At 40.5% G+C, this 20,485-nt stretch carries 14 protein-coding genes and 1 pseudogene; 5 read left to right on the top strand and 10 right to left on the bottom strand.

The genetic code is table 11. The features are described 5' to 3' along the window. Nucleotides 1–32: 32 nt before the first annotated feature. The 3 genes from NQ117_RS02275 to NQ117_RS02265 all read right to left on the bottom strand — a co-directional run bounded on the left by NQ117_RS02275 (nt 33) and on the right by NQ117_RS02265 (nt 3,022). Nucleotides 33–1,517, bottom strand: coding sequence for a nicotinate phosphoribosyltransferase (locus tag NQ117_RS02275; protein WP_258276399.1), 1,485 nt, complete (start codon nt 1,515–1,517; stop codon nt 33–35). Between the two features lie 2 nt (nt 1,518–1,519). Next, complete coding sequence (locus NQ117_RS02270) at nt 1,520–2,089, bottom strand: cysteine hydrolase family protein (RefSeq protein WP_258276398.1); 570 nt, start codon at nt 2,087–2,089, stop codon at nt 1,520–1,522. Nucleotides 2,090–2,245: 156 nt separating this feature from the next. Next, the gene (locus tag NQ117_RS02265; RefSeq protein WP_258276397.1) at nt 2,246–3,022 is read right to left on the bottom strand and encodes an NUDIX hydrolase; all 777 of its coding nucleotides are present in this window, start codon (nt 3,020–3,022) and stop codon (nt 2,246–2,248) included. A 225-nt stretch (nt 3,023–3,247) separates the two neighbouring features. Between NQ117_RS02265 and NQ117_RS02260 the strand changes: the two are divergent. Further along, nucleotides 3,248–3,643: pseudogene (locus NQ117_RS02260) on the top strand (DUF1398 family protein). A 147-nt stretch (nt 3,644–3,790) separates the two neighbouring features. Here NQ117_RS02260 and NQ117_RS02255 read toward each other — a convergent pair. Beyond that, nucleotides 3,791–4,498, bottom strand: a complete 708-nt coding sequence (locus NQ117_RS02255) for an FAD-dependent oxidoreductase (protein ID WP_258276396.1) — start codon at nt 4,496–4,498, stop codon at nt 3,791–3,793. A 753-nt stretch (nt 4,499–5,251) separates the two neighbouring features. On the opposite strand from NQ117_RS02255, the gene NQ117_RS02250 reads away from it, so the two are divergent. Both NQ117_RS02250 and NQ117_RS02245 read left to right on the top strand, forming a co-directional pair. Next, on the top strand, nt 5,252–6,604 hold the full coding sequence (locus NQ117_RS02250) for a lytic polysaccharide monooxygenase (RefSeq protein ID WP_258276395.1): 1,353 nt from the start codon (nt 5,252–5,254) through the stop codon (nt 6,602–6,604). A gap of 534 nt (nt 6,605–7,138) precedes the next feature. Next, entirely contained in the window at nt 7,139–7,930 is a 792-nt protein-coding gene (locus tag NQ117_RS02245; protein WP_258276394.1) for a polysaccharide lyase, read from the top strand. A 223-nt stretch (nt 7,931–8,153) separates the two neighbouring features. Here the strand turns inward: NQ117_RS02245 and NQ117_RS02240 are convergent, their stop codons facing one another. The 5 genes from NQ117_RS02240 to ric form a co-directional block, all read right to left on the bottom strand. Continuing rightward, entirely contained in the window at nt 8,154–9,044 is an 891-nt protein-coding gene (locus NQ117_RS02240; RefSeq protein WP_258276393.1) for an alpha/beta hydrolase, read from the bottom strand. A 16-nt stretch (nt 9,045–9,060) separates the two neighbouring features. Next, nucleotides 9,061–9,657 (bottom strand): TetR/AcrR family transcriptional regulator, encoded by a 597-nt coding sequence (locus tag NQ117_RS02235; protein ID WP_258276392.1) that lies wholly within the window; start codon nt 9,655–9,657, stop codon nt 9,061–9,063. A 224-nt stretch (nt 9,658–9,881) separates the two neighbouring features. Beyond that, on the bottom strand, nt 9,882–11,510 hold the full coding sequence (locus tag NQ117_RS02230) for a discoidin domain-containing protein (RefSeq protein ID WP_258276391.1): 1,629 nt from the start codon (nt 11,508–11,510) through the stop codon (nt 9,882–9,884). A 756-nt stretch (nt 11,511–12,266) separates the two neighbouring features. Next, the gene (locus NQ117_RS02225; protein ID WP_258276390.1) at nt 12,267–13,730 is read right to left on the bottom strand and encodes an Msr family ABC-F type ribosomal protection protein; all 1,464 of its coding nucleotides are present in this window, start codon (nt 13,728–13,730) and stop codon (nt 12,267–12,269) included. A gap of 509 nt (nt 13,731–14,239) precedes the next feature. Continuing rightward, the gene (gene ric / locus NQ117_RS02220; protein WP_258276389.1) at nt 14,240–14,938 is read right to left on the bottom strand and encodes an iron-sulfur cluster repair di-iron protein; all 699 of its coding nucleotides are present in this window, start codon (nt 14,936–14,938) and stop codon (nt 14,240–14,242) included. A gap of 403 nt (nt 14,939–15,341) precedes the next feature. Here ric and NQ117_RS02215 point away from each other — a divergent pair, with 403 nt between their 5' ends. Further along, nucleotides 15,342–16,685, top strand: a complete 1,344-nt coding sequence (locus tag NQ117_RS02215; protein WP_258276388.1) for a lytic polysaccharide monooxygenase — start codon at nt 15,342–15,344, stop codon at nt 16,683–16,685. Between the two features lie 85 nt (nt 16,686–16,770). On the opposite strand, the gene ppsA is transcribed toward NQ117_RS02215, so the two are convergent. Beyond that, nucleotides 16,771–19,386: a phosphoenolpyruvate synthase gene (gene ppsA, locus NQ117_RS02210; protein ID WP_258276387.1), complete on the bottom strand. Its 2,616-nt coding sequence runs from the start codon at nt 19,384–19,386 to the stop codon at nt 16,771–16,773. A gap of 318 nt (nt 19,387–19,704) precedes the next feature. On the opposite strand from ppsA, the gene NQ117_RS02205 reads away from it, so the two are divergent. Then, nucleotides 19,705–20,259 (top strand): DinB family protein, encoded by a 555-nt coding sequence (locus tag NQ117_RS02205; protein WP_258276386.1) that lies wholly within the window; start codon nt 19,705–19,707, stop codon nt 20,257–20,259. Nucleotides 20,260–20,485 lie beyond the last annotated feature (226 nt).

The following is a 20,485-nucleotide window of genomic DNA, read 5'->3' as shown; positions in this document are numbered from 1 at the left end:
CGTATACAGCCTCCTTCTAAGGCAGCTTCCATCTAAGCTTCGAGAGCTTCTTGAACTTTATTTCGAACTTCTTCAATCAGTCGCATCTTATTATTCCAGCATGCTTGACTGAGGTTGACAGGGTATTCTGCTGGATTGAGTGTACGTTTATATTCATCCCACAATACATCGAGATTTTCTTTTACAAACTTCCTGATTTCTTCAAGCTTAGGCAAATCGTATTCCAAGTTACCCTTTTCAAAGATAGTATGATGAAGTTCTCTCGCTTCAAATCCCGTTACAAATTTTGCGATATACGTATGCACGGGATGAAACATGTGTAAGCGTTGATCATCCTTCGGTTCTTCGTGTTCCAGTGCAATGTAGTCGCCTTCCGATTTGCCATTAGCCTTGTTGACGATGCGGAATACACGTTTGCGTCCAGGAGTCGAAATCTTTTCAGGATTCGAACTGATTTTGATCGTATCGACCATATCTCCATTTTCGTCTTCAATCGAGATTAGCTTGTATACAGCACCCAAAGCGGGTTGATCGTACGCTGTAATTAGCTTTGTCCCGATACCCCAAACATCAATTCTAGCCCCCTGTGTTTTTAGGTTCATGATCGTTTGTTCGTCGAGATCGTTGGAGGCATAGATTTTGGCATTCGGGAAGCCTGCTTCATCAAGCATTTTACGAGCTTCTTTCGATAAATACGCTAAGTCTCCGCTATCAAGTCGGATTCCCTTAAAGTTGATCCGATCACCGAACTCTTTTGCCACTTTAATAGCCGTAGGGACACCAGATCTTAGTGTGTCATAGGTATCAACAAGGAATACGCAATCTGTATGCGTTTCGGCATATGCCTTAAATGCTTTATATTCATCACGATATGCTTGAATCATGGAATGAGCATGTGTGCCCGAAACTGGGATGCCAAATAATTTCCCTGCCCTTACATTCGACGTTGCTTCGAACCCTGCAAGATAGGCAGCTCTCGTACCCCAAATAGCGGCATCCATTTCTTGCGCTCTTCGCGTTCCGAACTCCATGCATTGTTCATCCATCACTACTTGCTTCATACGAGATGCCTTTGTTGCAATCAGGGTTTGGTAGTTAACGATATTCAGTATGGCCGTCTCACATAGTTGTGCTTCTGCAAGCGGTGCTTCAATTCGCATGATGGGTTCATTCGCAAATACCAATTCGCCTTCTTTCATCGAACGAACGGTTCCTGTGAAACGAATGGTCCGAAGGTAGTCCAAATATTCCTCACCGTATCCTTCTTCTCTGAGATAATCCAAATCACTCTCAGTAAAACGGAAGTCATACAAATAACGTATGACTCGTTCTAAGCCTGCAAAGATCGCATATCCGTTCTGGAAGGGAAGCTTACGGAAGTATACTTCAAACACAGCTTTACGGTTATGCATATCATTTTGCCAGTAGACTTGCGCCATATTAATTTGATATTTATCGGTATGCAGCGCGAGACTGTCATCACCATGATTGAATACCGGAAGTTCGATCTTATTCATGTTCATTTTTCCTCCTTTTTTACTACTGCTGCTCCGAGCGAACCTTTGAAATGTCTTAGCGACCATACATGACCTTCGGCATCAAAGCTTGCAACGGCATCTTCATGAATAACAAGCTCGAAACCTTTGTTATAAGCATCTACTGCCGTATGGAGTACGCATATGTCCGTACAAACTCCTACAAGATGAAGTTCACTTATTCCTCTTGCTCGAAGTTGGAGTTCTAAGTCCGTTCCAGCAAATGCACTATATCTTGTTTTGTCCATCCAGTAGACGTTAGATGCGTCTTTATTTGCTTGGTACAGATTCTCCAGTTGACCATAGAGTTTCCGACCATCGGTTCCCTCAATATTGTGCGGCGGGAATAGTTTCGTTTCAGGATGGAATGGATCATTCTCCTGATGAATGTCGATAGCGAAAACAACAAAATCACCGTTTTGAATGAACTCGTGCGTAATTTCAGTAATACGTTCTTCAATCGCTTGCCCTGGTGTTCCACAAGTCAATGCCCCATCAGTCGCAACAAAGTCCTTTGTATAATCAATATGAATCAGTGCTTTTTTCTTTTTCATTAAGTACTCCTCCTTTTAATTTAACTACTGCATAATTGTTAATTGTTTGTTGTAAAAAAGAGTAGTGACCATAAAGTTATACTCGCACTTCACACGTCGACTTTTGAAGTGCTACCTACTTTAAGCCACCATATTCTCTTAATCACTTATCATCAATCATATTTTTGTATAATAAATGGATTTGTTTAGATCCATATCTACGAATCGGTATAGCTGTGTCGGTCGTTTAGATGTCCGGCTTGTTTTCTCCCCTTCAACCGCTTGGATAAAGGGCAAAGATTTGATCTTTCTTGCGAATGCCGATTCCATCGCAATGGCTGAATCATCCGTGACCGTAAGGAGAACGGCTTGAAGCTCCGAGTAAGTGAATTGTTCGGGTAGAAACTCCTTTGCGACAGTCGTATTGAGCAGTTTCTGGCGAATCACATGAATCGCATCTGCGATGATTTGTGCGTGATCAAATGCAAGATCGAAATTCATGACTTCTTTGACCGAGAACAACTGAACATCTGCAGCATCGTCATTTGCCTGTCTTTGGGACAACTTATGTTCCGGAACAATGGCAAAGTGTGCATTTGTAATCATCCAGCCTCTCGGATCACGTCCTGGTTTATCATATACACCGTAATGTACCAGGTGAATGTTATCTACGCCTGTTTCTTCTTGTAACTCACGTTGTGCACTTTCATAGGCAGTTTCATCTGGATTTACAAAGCCACCGGGCAACGCCCACTTCCCTGCTTCGATATTTGGCTGCCCTTCACTGTTAAGCATACTCCGCTGAATGAGCATAATCTTGAGATCCAGTACGGGCGGTTTGAATACTTCGTTTTCAATAGGCACTATCGTAAATACAGCAATGTCAGATGTATAGCCATCAGGCGTTCGATATTTTTTAACATCATATTGTGCTAAAGCTTCTTTGTTTGACATGGAAAGCACAACCTCTTCTCTCTTTTAACAATTAACAATGTGTTAATTATATATTAATCGTATTGTATACATTTGTCAACCTGTATATTGCCTATTTTTAATAATTGTTGTTCCAGTTGTCTGATTTTGTGTTGACTGTCTATGTTGCTATAATATAGGATGCTCCATATCCTGAGTTTCAAAATGTTGATGATTACTAAACACGTTGGAGGTCGTACTAAGATGATATTTAATCAAGAAAGCATTTTGAATATTGCAACGAGTGAAGAAAATGCAGGAGATTTCCCAAAGGTTGTTCATGGGTTTTAAAAATTAGGAGTTACAAAATATGATTTTATAGTGGATCGTGGCGTTTATGTTTTTACAGATGGGAATATCCGCATCGAGACACAATTAAATGGCATCGCTAAAAAGGTCAATAACATTACCTCTAAAGAAGGAATTCAATCAGCGATTAAAAAAGCCCAAGGTGGGCAGATTGATTTTGAAACATTTATTGAATTAGCCGGAGAAGCAGGTATTGCTTATTGGACTGCTGATTTAATAAAAATGGACGTGTCTTATTTTGATGCATCCAACCATATCGTAGTTATCGAGCCTATCCCAGAATATGAATGCTAATATTCTCGTACATGTATACAGACAACATGTGTTGTGCACTTACTTATATACGTCCTGAAGACCAGTTCTTGAAACTGGTCTTCAGGTTTGATAACATGTGGCTCCTTCAAGTCCACGTTCATTTGAAAATCCAGACTATATTCTTACTTAATACCCAAAAAAGGAATCTTTTTTAATATTCCGTTTTGAAACATCATTTTTTTGCAAATAGCTAGAAATAGAATCTACCATCGACTTCGGTCCCGCAATAAAGTATTTCCCATTGTTTTTATATAAGGCATTAAACGTATCCATTTCTTGATGTAAGTCATCTCTTGAATCAAGATAAGTTACACTTATTGAAGTTTGGTTAGCTATTTCATCAAGTTCATCTTTGTAGATAAATGACTTATTGCTATCAAAATAGAGTAGTTCTACTTGCTTCCCGTCTCCAACCCGTTCTGCCTCTAATTGTTTCAAAATCGACCGAAATGGTGTAATTCCAATCCCACCCGCAATCAGAAGTGAAGGACTGTTATCTTGTATATAAAAAGTTCCTACAGGCCCACTTGCCTTAACGTTCATTCCTGGCTTTAATTCTAACAATGCTTTTTTATAATCACTTGGGCTATCACCGATACGCGTTGTTAATTTAACAATGTTCTCTGTAGGAGCAGATGCTATACTGAATGGTTTCGTTGGATTTTTTATTTTCTTATGCGTAATAGTAAACAAGCCATATTGTCCTGCTTTCCAGGTAAAATCTTTATCTTTTTCAAATAGAAAAGAATATACATCTTCTGATTCTTTCTGGCTTTCGAGAAATAATAGCTCTCTCTTTTTAAATATTGAAAATAAGTCTTTAAAAAAACTCATACATTCATCTCCCTTTATTCATTTTGCAAACCGTACTTGTTTGTAGCAATTACAGTTGCTATTGCGAACTCTTCTAACTAAAACGTGCTTTCTACTCTATAAAGTTAAAGGCATCGGTAATGTCTCTAGATAGCTAATTCTTGTCATCAAAGGACAACCGTTACATTTCTATCTGTACGTGATACTTATCCGGGTCCCTAATTGGACACCGTTTAGTGACGTTTTGATTTTAAGACACCATTTGGTGTCCTGTCAACCCCATTTTAAACTCCACCAATTTGATAATGTTCTATCATAAACAGATCTTTTTCTTAGAAACGAAATATAATTCGTCAGAGATCCGTGACTTTTCACACACGAGGAGTACCTTTCGAGACTAATACTATCATTCACATAGGTCATTGAGCGTATCGGTTGGCACTATATCAAGCTTTTTGATAATAGTTCTAAAATCTCAGTGCATTCATGATAGCGCTTCCATTATTATAGAGTTATCTACTATTCCTCAGCCCCTACCCAATCTGGCATTTCAAAAGAGTCCCAATCCATTCAACATTATGTATCCACAACGTGTATAAGCTCATTAGAGTTTATATAAATCGGTTTATAAGGAGATGATATGCTAAAGTTATGAACTATTCATTTGTACGTGATTGTGAAAGTGAATGAAAGGAGGCAACTAATAACGCTGCTTACTAGATGTGAGGACATGGGTGGATACAATACCATACCAAAAACCTAGGAGGTAATGTAATGACGAAGAATATGAGAATGAATTCGAGTCATATGATGCGCGTTTGGGTTGTTTGTGGTGGTGCGTTACTTATTTTAGCTTGTATGCTTATATCTGCTAAGTCGGCTTCTGCCCACGGCTATGTAGATTCGCCTGCTAGTCGGGCGATACAATGTAAAAATGGTTTAAATACCAATTGCGGCTCTATCGTTCATGAGCCTCAAAGTCTTGAAGGTTATAAAGGATTTCCTGCAGCTGGACCAGCAGATGGAAAAATCGCAAGTGCAGGCCTTGCTGGCTTTGGAAATCTAGATGCGCAAACAGCTACACGCTGGAATAAAGCAAGTATCAGCAGCGGCACAAATACATTTACTTGGAAGTTTACCGCACCTCATGCGACAACTAGCTACCGTTATTTTATTACAAAACCGAATTGGGATCCTAATGCCCCCCTATCACGTGCCCAACTTGATCTTACCCCATTCTGTACTGTTCAAGGAAACGGACAAGCTCCGCCAACAACGTTGTCCCACAGTTGTAATGTGCCTGCTAGAACAGGCTATCATATCATCCTAGCTGTTTGGGATATTTCAAATACTCCAATGGCATGGTACAACGTAATTGACGTGCAATTTGGAGCGGCCGATAATATTGCCCCAACAACACCTACGAATTTGACTTCGGGTGCTGTTAGCACAACAACTGCCGCATTATCTTGGAGCGCTTCAACGGATCAAAATGGGATTACAGGTTATGAAATTTTTGCAGGCTCGAACTCAACACCAGTGGCTACCGTACTGGGCAACCAGCTCAGCACAACGGTTACGAACTTAACTGCGGGAACGACCTACAATTTTACGGTCAAAGCCTATGATCCGTCTGGTAATCGTTCTTCCGCCAGCAATAGCGTCCAGGTAACTACCAGTCCACTACAGAACGATGTAACACCGCCGACCAATCCAACGGGATTACATGTCATGGGACCAGCTGGCACGAACTCGCTTACGTTAATGTGGAATGCATCAACGGATGCGGCGGGAATCGCAGGCTATCGCATTTATAGCGGTTCGACTGTGGTTGCAACCGTAACAGGTCCAGCTACCAGTAAGTACATTACGGGGCTGACTCCGAATACGTCGTATACGTATTCGGTTCGCGCAATCGATCCATCATTAAATGAATCCGGTAATAGTAATTCCATCACCGTCACGACCGCACAAGTTTCTACGGCAACACCATGGGCAGTGAATACAGCCTATGCGGTAAATGCTTTAGTTTCTTATAACGGTGTGACGTATAAGTGTATCCAAGCACATACTTCGCAAGCTGGTTGGACACCGAGTGCATCTGCTTCTTTGTGGCAAGCACAATAATAATTAGCTTTAGTAAGTAATTCTTCAGATTGGACGAGCTCCAATTCAATAGACATTGAAAAAAGCTCTAGTAAACAAGCTGGCAACGGTATTCAACCGGAGTCAGCTTGTTTCGTTTGTTCTGGAATCGTTCCTTATTATGAAAGTGGATTCTGGATATGTTGGATCACGCCTATTGATTAACCTAATATAGGTTTTAGATATGATTTCAGGTTGCTCTACAACGCGGATTATGTCCATACCACCCTCTAGCGGGCGCCATGGGCGTTATTTTCATTAAATTGCCCTTCATAGAAATGTAACGGTTGTAGGCGAGTTTATTTTAACGATAATGGTGAAAAATTCACTCCATATGACTAATAAGCGCTGTGACGCCCTTTACATTTTAAAATACATCCATTTACATGGAATAGGCTCTATGGCAAACGTTAGCACAAATGCCCCCTACCTAAACGTTTATTGATTATCTATTTATTATAAACTAGAATTACAAGTGGATTAAATTACCTTATTTTAATATGGAGGCGAAAATATTTGAGGAAAAAAAGTGTTACTATTCTACTGCTGACCATGATGTTCGGATTGATGTCAACGGCTGTGTCAGCTGCAACATTCACCTTAACCGTCAATTCAGATGGCCCCAACTACGGTAAAGATGCGTACCAAATATTCAAAGATCATTTTGGACCAAAACCAGTAGACGGTGCTGCTGGTGATCGTATTTTTGAAGTAAGTTCCCCTATTGTTGGTAACGCATTTGAATTCATTGTCAAAAGCAACGATCCACTCGAAAATAATACAAGTCAACGCAACGAAGTGAAAGTATATAACGCTTCCCGCGCTGAACTAAAAGCTCCTAAAGACTCAAATTACACGTATAAATGGAAATTCAAATTAGATGAAAACTTCGAGTTCCCTAAAAAGGCTCACTTTTTTGCTATGTTTCAATATAAAGCAATCGGTCAAAATGATGATATTCCATTACTCACCTTTTCCTTGGATCAGAACGTTTTAAAGTTTTATCACAATCCTAAAGGTACGGATAATACGCAGCGTAAAGTTCTAAGTCAAGCTGACTTTACGAATTATAGAAACGTCTGGGTTGAAGCGACGGTAACGGTTGTAAATTCAGATAATGGATCCGTTTCTATGACGTTGAAAACATTAGATGGTCAAGATGTATTGCCACCTTATAGCGGTAACCAAGACATGTGGATAGATGGAGCAAACATTATCCGCCCGAAATGGGGTATCTACCGCAAACATTATGCCGATATTAAAGAAGCCAAAATTCAGTTTGCCAACTTCGAAATTAGTAAACATTAATTTTTACTAGTCGCCATTCGTATGGATAGAGAAATGCACCCTATTATAATTAGCGGAAGTCTGCTCGATAGTCCGCTTCTTATAGTAGGGTGCATCTTTATTTGTTACGAGAATCTGGATTACGGATTTGATGAAAAAACTGGATCATGCTGAGATTCCGTTTAACAGTATCGCTTGTTAGCCAATCCCGACATGTTGAAGCTATACGCGAGGTTGGGTTACTCTACGAGTACATTTTTCTGAGAAATTTGATCTGGTCGGCTATAATGCCATCCCTCACTCCGGGCTCATAAAACTCAAAATGAGTAACAGGATAAGCTTTTACCTCTACTTTTGGAAGGCTTTCTATTAATTCCTTCGTCTGTGGCCCCTGCGTCTCTTTATCATATTCGCCATAGCATATCATAACGGATGCCTTAACGTTTCTCGCTGAACTGCTCGGTTTATATTTCGCCATCTCCATAATCACTCTTGGAGCAACTTCGTTGCGCCATGTTTTGGACTGCATGCCCGCAATCGTTCTGGAGGCATCGCTCCCTACCATAACGGCCAGTTCTCCGGTATGGCCGACTACGGGGATGTAGAGCGGCTGAATTCCTTTTTTGGCGCGTTTCTCATCTTCGCGAATAAGCCTCAGTAGCTTTAGCCTTTGCCACCAAGAATGCCCGCTTTTTTTCGGAAAACCGTTATATGGAATTTGGGCGATAACAACCTTAATTTCTGGTGCCTTCGATGCAACGGATATAACATGCCCCCCGCCGAGCGATGAGCCCCATAGGCCTAAGCGACGTTCATCGACTGATGGATGCTCACGGATAAATCGAATCGCCGATAAAAAATCCTCTTGTTGTCCCGAAATACTCACGATTTGCCTAGGTAGGCTACCACTCTCACCAAGATGGCGATAATCAAATGTAAAGGCGCAAAACCCCTCCTGAGCAAAGCCAGTCGCGACCGCGATAAGACTTGGCGTGTCCTGCGTTCCTCCGAATCCCGAACCTATAATCATACATGGCTTCGGACTGTCGTCCTCTAGACGGTATAAATACCCGACACAAGTTGCCCCACCACTCTGAAATTCTAATCTTTCAGTACGAACTGCTCCCTTGTCCATGATGTGGTCACCTTCCCTATTGAATTTTCGCGCCAACAATACGCTCTATCAGATTGTAAATGAGTCTACGCTGGTGGTTGGACGATTCCCCTATTCTTTTAGACAGCAGGTTATGCACCTCTCGCAGAGCACCTAGAAGTGCTGCGGCAGTAAATTCAGCATCGTCCGTCTGGAACCCGCAATCCTGTTTTCCAGATTCAATTAATGATGTTAAAGACTGCAACAATTCGTTCATGCTTTCTGCAGCCACTCGATTATGAACGACTTCAAAAACTGGAGAGTGAATCGTTTCAAATATATCGTTCAATTGCCCTGTCTCGGATAATTGAAAATTAAATTCGATATATTCAACGATTCTTTCTGCAGCTGGTTTATCGCTATTGTTCAAGATAATAAGGTATTTGTCGACAATCCCTCTCGCTGCGGAGTAAATGCAGGCTTCAAATACATCTTGTTTAGATTTGAAGTAGTAATAAAAACTTCCTTTTGCGACTTGTATGGTTTGGGTAATATCCTCTACCGTCGTTTTTTCGTACCCATTTTTCAGAAACAATGCCATTGCGGTATCCATAAACTCTTTCCGTCGCTCATCCGGCTTTTTTGTTGTCCTCATACCGAACCTCCTTTAACGTTGGTTAGATTATACATATTTGACTGACCCTCAGTCAAATGAATCTTTTTAAGATTAATGGAGAAGCTCTTGATCGTTTCAAAAGAAGTTGAACATCTTCTTTTAGACATCAGAAAAACTCCCATCATTGTAGCAGTAGAAGTTTTTTACACTGTCTACTATGATGGGAGCAATTCAATTACGACCGCCTTTTCTACACATTTCCGCTAATCGGTGTACACTTCTAGCTTCCACAATGAATATCCCCATAAAGTCGCCTTTTTTACACCAGTCAATTTTACATATCTACACATGGCACTTCCAAAATCGCTATATTCTTCAATTCCACCCTTACCTGAATCAGTATTAACGATTGTCTCCCATGTTTCATTGTCGTTCGATATATCAATTGTGTATGATATAGCATAAGCTTCTTCCCAATTTATAACAACACTCCGGATCTCTACCTCTTCTAACAGATCAATACATATCCACTCATGATCACTTCCTGCTGCGCTGCTCCATCTTGTTTTGGAGCTGCCATCATTAACATTTTCTTTTCGATTAACGTCTGATTCTTCCGATGAACAGAAAACAGGCTTTCCTAATGCATAATCTTTTCCTCTAGATGCTGTAATTAAGGTTACCTCATCATTGCTCAGACTGATGTCACCTCTAACCGTCTTAACTTTCACTTTTATGTTATATTCACCGGTATGATCCACATTTTGTATTTCGTAAAAATTCCGAACCGTTACTCCTAGTAGTGTATTGTTAGCATATATTTGATACTGATAAATATATTCATCGAGAATATCTTCCCACTTTAGCAAAAGCCCGTTACCTGGTAGTATTTCGTATTTCAGCTTCAGATCTACTATTGTTTCAGGTTGGAGACTCATTTTACTTACAGAGTGGCTTCTATTTTGAATAATTCTTTTCTTGATCATCTTAATGTTTTCTGTTTCTAATTCTTTTAGCGCTTTTATTTTCTCAATGGTTTTATTAAGATTGCTCTTTCCACCTAATAAGATCTTGAGAAATACATTCCTAATAGTAGTGGATAGGTCAACGATTTCTTCTAATTTATCTGTCCCTGGGTATCGAGTAATTCTGAAAAACTTTGATAAAAAATAACGAGAACCTGCCACCATAGCCAATACGTTCTCATAATTTTTTATATCTTTTTTATATTCCTCCATGTGCAAGGAATGTTCTTGTAGCTTTTCTATTATCGTATCGTACAAATTCAAATTATTACTAACAGCTAAAAAACCATCTTCAAACTTATTAATCAATAAGCTAACTGTTTCTTCAGTGAAGTTATACTGTTCATCACATATGTAAGCCATGTTTCTACATCTATCATCTAAGCAGTCAAAAGCCTCCTGTATTCTGCTTTCATCATAAGTGTGTCCCATTAAATTAGGTATATCAGAAATTATAAAAGTTCCCTTCTCTTGATCATATGATTCCAGACTAATAGCATGCATACTTCGTGGTTCATTTGCTAGATGGGGGAGATATTCTGTCCATATCCAAAGAAAAATTCGTTTTCCTTCAGAAAACTTTTCTTGAACGAAGGGGTATGAGGATGCTAAGTTTGGGAACTTTGTAATTTTCACATCCATCCCTATATCACTAAGATCGCTCAACGTGCGAGTGTGCATGTACCAACGATCTATACCTTTAACAACAATCTGATTATAAATATCCTCACATTCAATATAAGCATCATAAAAAAGGTAATCAACAGGAACACCTTTATTAAGAAGATCAAACAAAACTTGATGTATCCCGCAATTCAAATGCCTAAATTTAAAATAATCTAAGTAATTAATATTAATGCGAAACACTCCTTTACTCTTACATAATTGGTTTGAGTTAATCTGGATATGCCTTATGGCGTTCCTCAACATAGCCCTATTCCGATTGGGATACTTGTTCAATACGAAAAAAATAGCCAGAATAATCATAAGGAACGATCATGTTTGTAGCGCAAATAGCCTTTTTTTGAATGTTGGATGTAGGATAATACTCTCGTGACCTCGATGAAATGTGAATCTGTAATGAAGTGGTAGAAGTATGACTTTCATTATGAAGGATTGTAATATGAAGTTCGACACCTAAGAAAACAAAAGGCTCATGATCGAATTTGTGTAAAATGAGAGTTATCATATCACCATGATTACAGAAAAATCCAAATTGAGCTACTCCCATCTTAACATAATTGAGCGACAATAACTAGCGACGTTACGTGTGCCGTTTACTGAACACGGGACTATCAATGGAACGGCAATATCGCACGCTGTAGGATCTAAGGATATACTTCTAGACCCGTCCCAGACCTGCTTAGAGACTTGTTATGCGAAGAGCTGCCAATTCTCAATCAAAAGTGAAAAGACCTCAACTTCCAAAATAAAATGGAGGATGAGGTCTTTCGTTTTGTATGGTCGGCCACATCAGCTATAAGAACATCTGAATTTCTTATAGGTAGTAAAGAATGCATCTGTATATCTAATCTTAAGTATAAGAATTAGTATACTCAAGATCGCGGTCAACTTTATAGTGACGTTACCATTAGATAATCATTGTTCACTGCTGAAATGCTGCTAAGTCCTCTGAATGATCTTACCAGCCTCAATTTCAAATACGATATCAGCTACGCGCTCTACCAAACGAGCATCGTGCGAGATAAATAGGATTGTACCCGCGTAATCCCTCATCAAATTCTCTAGCGCCTCTACGGCAGGAAGATCAAGGAAGTTACTTGGTTCATCCATAAGCAAGATGTTATATCGCCCCAGCAGCATTTTAGCAAGCTGCAATTTAATAATTTCGCCTCCGCTTAAAACAGATAACTCTTTGCGCACATCAAGCTGAGAAAATCCCATAGATGCCAGTACAGCGCGAATCTCCGATATCTGATAATCACAGTTTTCCAACATGAACTCCATAACTCCCTGATTACGCTCCAACTTGTAACCGTGTTGAGCAAAGTAGCCGATTTCTGCTTTAGGAGATATGGAGATGCCATCTTCACGATCTAGTATCATCTTGAAAAGCGTTGTTTTGCCTGTTCCGTTTGCACCGACGATCGCAATCTTGGCGCCTAATGGAAATTGAAAAGTCGCATTTTCAAATACAGCCTTGTCCCCAAACTGTTTGTGTATCTTTTTGCCTGTGATAGGAAATGGATTGTGAAGCTCCAGTGCTTTACTTAGTCGAAATTGGACGGAACGAACAGCTTCAGGTGGTTTCACATGGCCAAGCTCCTCGATACGATGTTCCATATTTTTAGCGGCATTATGGAGTTTCTTCTGTTTGCTGCCCGTCGGTTTTTGATGACTAAGACGTCCGCCGCTCTCAGAGTTGTTTTTTCTTGAAGCTCCCTTCGCTTTTTGATCCAGCTTCCGAGCCTGATTCCGTTTTTCGAAGATTGCCTTCTCTAACCTATCTCGTTCAGCAGAAAATTGCTTATATTGTGCCGCTTGAGTTTGCCATTCTTCTTCCTTTTGCGCCAAGTATTCAGAATATCCGCCCCAATACTCAGTGATCTTTCCATCTTTTAGTTCCCAAATCTTATCGACTACTTGATCGAGGAAATAGCGGTCATGACTTATAATGAGTAATGCACCAGAATAATGTTTAAGCTGGTTAATCAAAAACTCTATGCCAGAACGATCTAAGTGGCATGTCGGTTCATCGGCAAAAATACCATGCACTCTATTAGACAGTGCTTGCGCAATTTTTAGCCGTGTTTCTTCCCCGCCGCTCATATTTTCCACATGAATTTGGTCAATCCCCAGCTTACCCATTAAAGCGTGATCCTTTACGTCGTGGACTACGACATCATCCAACTGGGGGATATAAGTAAAATCAGCATCCCGGACCATTTTACCGTGCGGCAGAGATATTTCACCCAGCAATATTTTTAACAACGTGGTCTTACCTACTCCGTTTGCACCTACCAGACCGATACGGTCGTAATCGTAGAGTTCCAGTTCGTCGATATCCAGTATATCGCGCCCCATATATTCCACATAAATATCTTTTGCTTTTATTAATACATTCACGATAATTTCCTCCTCCATAAATCGCAGTTTTCTGTTCGCAGGATAGCCCGCGATTTAAGAAGTGAGGATTAAATAAAGAAATACCAGTGCGTATATCGCATGCTAATAACTCCATTTCTCTTTATAATTGTTTTGTTTTTTTGCAATAAAAAAATACAGGTCCAAGTCCAGCATAGGAGCTTAGATCTGTATTTATCACGAGAGAGAGAAAACGCCGAAAAGGTATAGGTAAAAACCTATCCAAATCGAGATCTATGTCTTTCACGCATAAAATAAACAGCTCAAAAAAAGCCCACGAATGTGGATGGAAAATCCGCTTTTTTATTGCTAGTTCATCTTAAACGACTGGAAAGAACATAGATGACGAGCCTCCTACCTAAAATTTGTTTAATCGTAACATTGACTACTCCCACTGTCAATTTAGTATATTATGTATCTCTTGATTGAGTATTGTTTCTTTGAGTCGAAAAGCCCTTCCTCACTTCGTGAAGAAGGGCGCCTATTAAAAGTTACATCGCTGCACGAATTCGTTCGAACAACACGTTGTTTTCAAGATGTATATGCTCAAAGGTGTCCTTTTCAAGCATGGCAAGCCGTTTATAGACCAGTTGGTACGTACCACAGGCGTCATCCGGAAGTGTGAAATCAGATGTTACTTCTCTGAGCTCTTGAAGCAAGCTGCCAGCTTGAGCATGTTCATGTTCTAGTTCAGATACATGCGGCGCAAGTTCTGCTGCAACTTCGTAATCAGGTTGGTCAACAAATTTCAAGATGAGTGGAAATACATGTTCATCTTCATCTTTCGTATGGTCCAGCAGCTCCTTTTTCAAGTCAGTGAAGAGCTCCTGCACCCTAATAAGTTCAGGATGATTCTCTCCATGCACACGAGCCAATTTCGTCACATAAGGCATTAAAGCCGGCAATTCTTCTCGCAAGAAAACATGATGCTTTTGTTGGATATATTCAATCAGCTCTGATTCCTTTAACGATGCTGGTCGGCTTTCCTGGTAATTCGCAAATTTGATCTCTATGGAATGCACCTTCTCCAGCACGTCAGCAGGATCTAACTGAAGTTGTATAGCTGCCTCTTTCAAAGGCACCTTCCCTCCACAGCAAAAATCAATGCGGAGCGATCGGAATAAATCCGCAGTCTGCGGTATGGATGTAACAATATCAGATATATGACTTTGAAGCGTAAATGAACTCATAGTAGAACCTCCTTTAGATTTGCCTCTTTTTTGTGAAAATCTTCACTAACATAAATTAAGTATAGAAAAACTCTCGCTCCGCATGTGTGATTCCAGTCATATTTAAACGTAACATTGTGTGAATTGTGTAGGCTAAGGTTAGCCAGATTACTTTCTGGTTAGCCTTATTTTTTATGACTACCGTATTCATTCGATCTATTAGTACTAAAACATTTCACATACTCATATTCTGTCTCGTCATAAGCATCTTTGTGAATCCCACAACCATAACACATGATGGAGGGGTGGTTGACTGCTCATAGAAACACGAGATTAGCGCCGCACTAAATGAATCGGGTTTTCAATTCGTTGTAATGGTTTGAATAAGCTGATTGTAAAAAAGATGACGATGGAGGGATTATTAGTGTCTACTTTACATTCGACTGTTTCGAAGCAGCTAAAGCTATTCGTTGTATCCAGTATTATGTTTGCACTGTTGTTCGTATTATCAAATACCCTGTTCGTCCAGAACGCTTCTGCGCATGGTAATGTTACGAATAGCCGAGCGGCATTATGTGCAAGCGGTCAGAATCAGAACTGCGGACAAATTATTTACGAGCCTTATAGTTTAGAAGGACCAAAAGGATTTCCAACTGGAGGACCTCAAGACGGAAAGATCGCAAGCGCTAACACTTGGTTCACACAACTTGATCAACAATCGTCCACTCGCTGGTCTAAGGTAAGCATTAGCCCAGGATCACACACATTTAACTGGTATATTAAAGTTCCTCATAAAACTGCCAGCTGGAAATACTACATCACGAAACAGAATTGGGACCCTAATGCTCCTCTATCACGCGCCTCCTTTGATCTCACTCCATTTTGCAGCGTATCGTCCGGTGGATCGATGCCAGGTGGTTCTTATTCCGATACTTGCAATATTCCAAACCGTACAGGATACCAAGTTATATTAGCAGTGTGGGAAATCTACGACACAAATAATGCGTTCTATAATGTTATCGATGTTAATTTTGGCGGTGACACCGATGAAATTGCTCCTACCGCTCCATCCAACGGTACTGCATCCAATATCGGAACGACAACTGCAACGGTATCTTGGGGGGCTTCAATCGACAATCTTGGAGTTTTTGGATACCGAATATTCAACGGTTCTAACCAAATCGCAACAACAAATGGAGCACTTTCTGCAAATCTGACTGGTCTGACGGCGAATACGACATACAACCTTACCGTTAAAGCGTTCGACGCCGCAGGCAATGTTTCCAATGCGAGCAATACGATTACATTCACAACTCTCCCCGTGATAGGACCAGACACTATTGCGCCTACTGCACCGTCCAGCCTTCATGTTATGGGAGCGATCACCTCGACATCTGTACCTCTCATGTGGAATGCATCGACAGATAATGTCGGGGTCAAAGAATATCACATATTCCGTGGAAGCACTTATGTAGCAACTGTACCAGCAACGTCTCTACAATACTCCGTTACGAACTTAACTGCTAATACTTCGTATGCCTTTACAGTAAAAGCAGTCGATCAAGCAGGCAATATTTCGACAGCAAGCAATGTACTTAATGTGACGACGCTTTTATCACCTGCCATTTATCCAACATGGAGCCCGACGACTGTCTATGTCGCAGGTAATAAAGTAACACACAACAACGTCAACTATGAAGCGAAATGGTGGACGCTTAACGAAACGCCAAGCACTTCAACTGCTACGGTATGGAAGGTAATCCCTTAGCCTAGGTGAATACAAAAAGACGACTATAACCCCGTCGTATAGGATATGGTCGTCTTTTTCACTGAGCGGTGTGAGTTTTTAATAATTATAATATTTCGATATACCCTTCTGTTCCATGCACACGAATTCGTTGTCCATCTTTTATTAGATTCGTGGCATTTTCTACCCCTACAACCGCAGGCAAGCCATATTCACGTGCGATAACGGCTCCATGGGTCATTAGACCACCAACTTCGGTGACTAGACCTTTTATGGATACAAACAACGGTGTCCAGCTAGGGTCAGTAAAGGTGGTAACTAATATATCCCCCTCTTCTAGATCAGCATCTTCCATGTTTAAGATGACACGTGCCCGCCCCTCTATGATTCCAGCAGAAACAGGTAAACCTACAATAGCTTCAGATGGGAGATTTTCTCGATTGTACTCACCTATAATGATTTCCCCATCAGACGTAATCACACGTGGTGGTGTTAGTTTTTTATAACCTTTGTACTCATCTTTTCGTGTGCTGATAATCTGGTAATCTAGTTTATTTGTGCGTACGATTTCGTGAAGCTCTTCAAAAGAGAGATAGTATATATCTTCTTTTTCATCAATAACGCCCACTTGTACAAGCTGTTCGGCTTCTTTTAATAAAGCCTGTTTATAAACAAAATAGCGATTAACCATGCCGTATTTCGGATATTCCCGGTAGCCGATGAAGTTTCGAATTAGGTCAATCATTTGCTTTGCTTCTGCAGCTTTTTGTTCCCCGTCTGATAATTGCTTCAATTTATTTAATAACCCTTGTACTTTGTTCAAAGCTTCCTGTCGCCCTTGCTCAAATTTCCGTTTGCTAGCATTCGGCTCAAAGTTTTTGATGTTGCTTAGAATCATAGGGACTAGTATAGATGGTTTTTCGCTCCAACGGGTTCTGGTGATATCGATTTCTCCGGCACATCGCATTCCATATTTGTTGAGATAATTATAGATAGCATCTTGGGTTTCCTGTCCGCCATCCAAGTTAAGCAGTTCATCCAGAGAGCTATCCTCTTTTATATCTTGTAAGTATTCAATGATTTCAGGATAAGGACGAATCACATCTGCAACATCTAATAATTCGAGCCCCATTTCGGACGTAATATTATTTGGTACAGATTGAGAGAGCGTATCTGCTGCGCCTTTTTCACCTAACCACTCGTTCATTTTTTCATTGATCCACGATGAAGCATTCATAGCAGCCATAATCACACCCAAACTTTGCGGATCAAATAAAAACTTCTTCAATTGCTGGATATCCTCTAGAATAAAATCAAATAAATCTGAGCCTGATTTCGTTTGGATGCTTTGTTTTAATTGTTCTATCGATGATTGATTACTCTTAATCAAATCAGAAACGATTGCCGGATTGTTTTCAAATTCTGTTTGAAAACCTGCAGACGCTATCCCTGTATTGCTTTTACTTAGACTCGGTGTTGTTTCATTCTTCGCAACCGATGCTATAAAATCTCCGCGCTCTAATATGTTCATCAGTGCGTCTTTGATAAGAGGATCGGATTGCCCTAGGTTATTTAATAACATTTCTCTGCTGTCAGGTGAAGCCAGCATGGATGTAGTATCAACGAAGAGCCTTCCACCAGCTTTACGCATAGGAGCAGGAGTTAGTAACAAGAAAAAGGACAATCCCAATGGTTTCATGGAATCCGTCATCATTTGTTGATGTCCGACAGAAACGTATACACGATTTTCCTGATCGTTCGCTTCAGGGATCGGATATAAAGTCGTGATAGGACGACTCTGGACGATATAAAAGGTATCATCAACTAGACACCACTCAATATCTTGTGGGCAACCAAAATAAGCTTCGATCTGTCTTCCGATCCGTGCCAGTTGTAAAATTTGTTGTTCAGTAAGGGTTTGGGTCTTTTGCTGTTCAGGATTAAGTTGTTTGGTTTCTGTTCCACCTTCTTTCCGTCCATATACAGCCAGCTTTTTAGCTGCTATCCTCTTATCGACGATTTGTTCTTCCTTTACTTTATAGCAATCGGGAGATACCATGCCTGAGACTAGTGCTTCTCCAAGTCCATAACTGGCATCGATGGATAGCAGTTTACGGTTACAAGTGATCGGATCAGCGGTAAATAAAATCCCTGAAGCTTGTGGGAAAACCATCCTTTGCACGATAACGGATATATACACTTGACTGTGATCGAACCCATTTTGCATACGGTAGATGACCGCGCGATCCGTAAATAAGGAAGCCCAGCATTTGCTGATATGCTGCAAGATTGCTTTTTTGCCGATGATATTTAAATAGGTGTCTTGTTGACCAGCAAAAGAGGCATGTGGCAAATCTTCAGCAGTCGCACTAGAACGCACTGCATAAGCATGTTCCTCACCAAATTGTGAGAGGTAGTGAGTAACTGCATTTACTACATCAGAAGGAATTGCTACTCCCATAATGATCTCGCGAATTTTCATGCTGATCTCACCAATTTGATCCCGATCTTCTGCGGTTAGCATGGTTAGTCGATTCATCAAAGCATGATATGATTCGTTTTGTTCGATGGCTTTTTGATATCCCACTGTTGTAACACAAAACCCTTCAGGTACTTGTATTCCTTCCATTTTTGATAATTCCCCTAAATGTAACCCTTTTCCGCCAACGTGCAAAAGTTGCGTTTTTTCTATTTCCTGAAAACCGAGAATCAAAGAACTCATTCCATATCTCCCCTAACCATCGAATTGAGAAAAACATTTGACAAGAGATTACCGACATGATAATATAAAATTGTAAGATGCATTAATTATGTTTATTTTTAATAAAAAGAGTCGCGATCTGATTATATCACCGTGTCTGTTTATATGCAATATAAAAGAACCTGATAATTCTTCTCTGGTTCTTTTTTTGATTCCCCACTATCATTATTCACTTCACAAAACCATGGTTCGAGCCGAACTCCGTCCTGCAAATCACCTTGCCGTTCTATGCAACCTAAGGAAATCCTGAGGTAGAATTAATCAAGGAGGCCTATCGAAATGACCAATAAAGACATGCTTGTTCCCAATGATCCCACTCAGGGAACTCTTCAATTTCAGTACGACATCTCTTGTCAACTGTTAGATATTCATCTAACTGACCTGACTGACGATGAATATAGCTGGAGACCTGCGCCGAAAGGACTTCATATGACATACGATTCGGGAATTTGGCGTGCAGATTGGCCTGACTCGGAGAGTTATGAAATCGGACCTCCAAGCATCGCTTGGTTGACCTGGCACATAACTTATTGGTGGTCGATGGTTCTAGACCATTCGTTCGGAGATGGAACGCTGCAGCATGAATCTGTTCCTTGCTATGGTAGCGCGAGCGAAGCGATTGATCGCATATATCTAATAAAGAATAAGTGGGAAACTGCAGTGGCGCAACTTTCCCCGCATGAACTTCATGAACGCACTCGCACCAACTGGCCCTTCAGGGACAAGTCCTTCTATGAACTATTGGCGTGGCTCAATTTGGAACTTATGAAGAACGCGGCGGAAATTGGATATTGCCGATTTCTTTACGCTTCACGAAATCGAGAAAATGGATAATTATCCTTATCCAACCTCCTCGATTATTCCTGCTACAAGGAGATTGGCGTATAGAATTTTATCGTAGAAATCTCTACTGATAATAGAGTTGCTGAACAGCGGAAGGAGCGATTCCTCATAATGAAGAATCGCTCCTGTTAAGGGCTAGCGCATAGCTGGAGTCGGGTATCAGTTTTTCGATATACTCGGAACTACAGCATGTGCTTAAACCTACCCGATTTCATTG

Origin of the sequence: Paenibacillus sp. SC116 (assembly GCF_024733555.1) — a bacterium.
Classification (GTDB): Bacteria; Bacillota; Bacilli; order Paenibacillales; family Paenibacillaceae; genus Paenibacillus_B.
The sequence above is the reverse complement of the archived record's forward strand: the minus strand, read 5'-3'. Positions and strand labels throughout refer to the sequence as shown.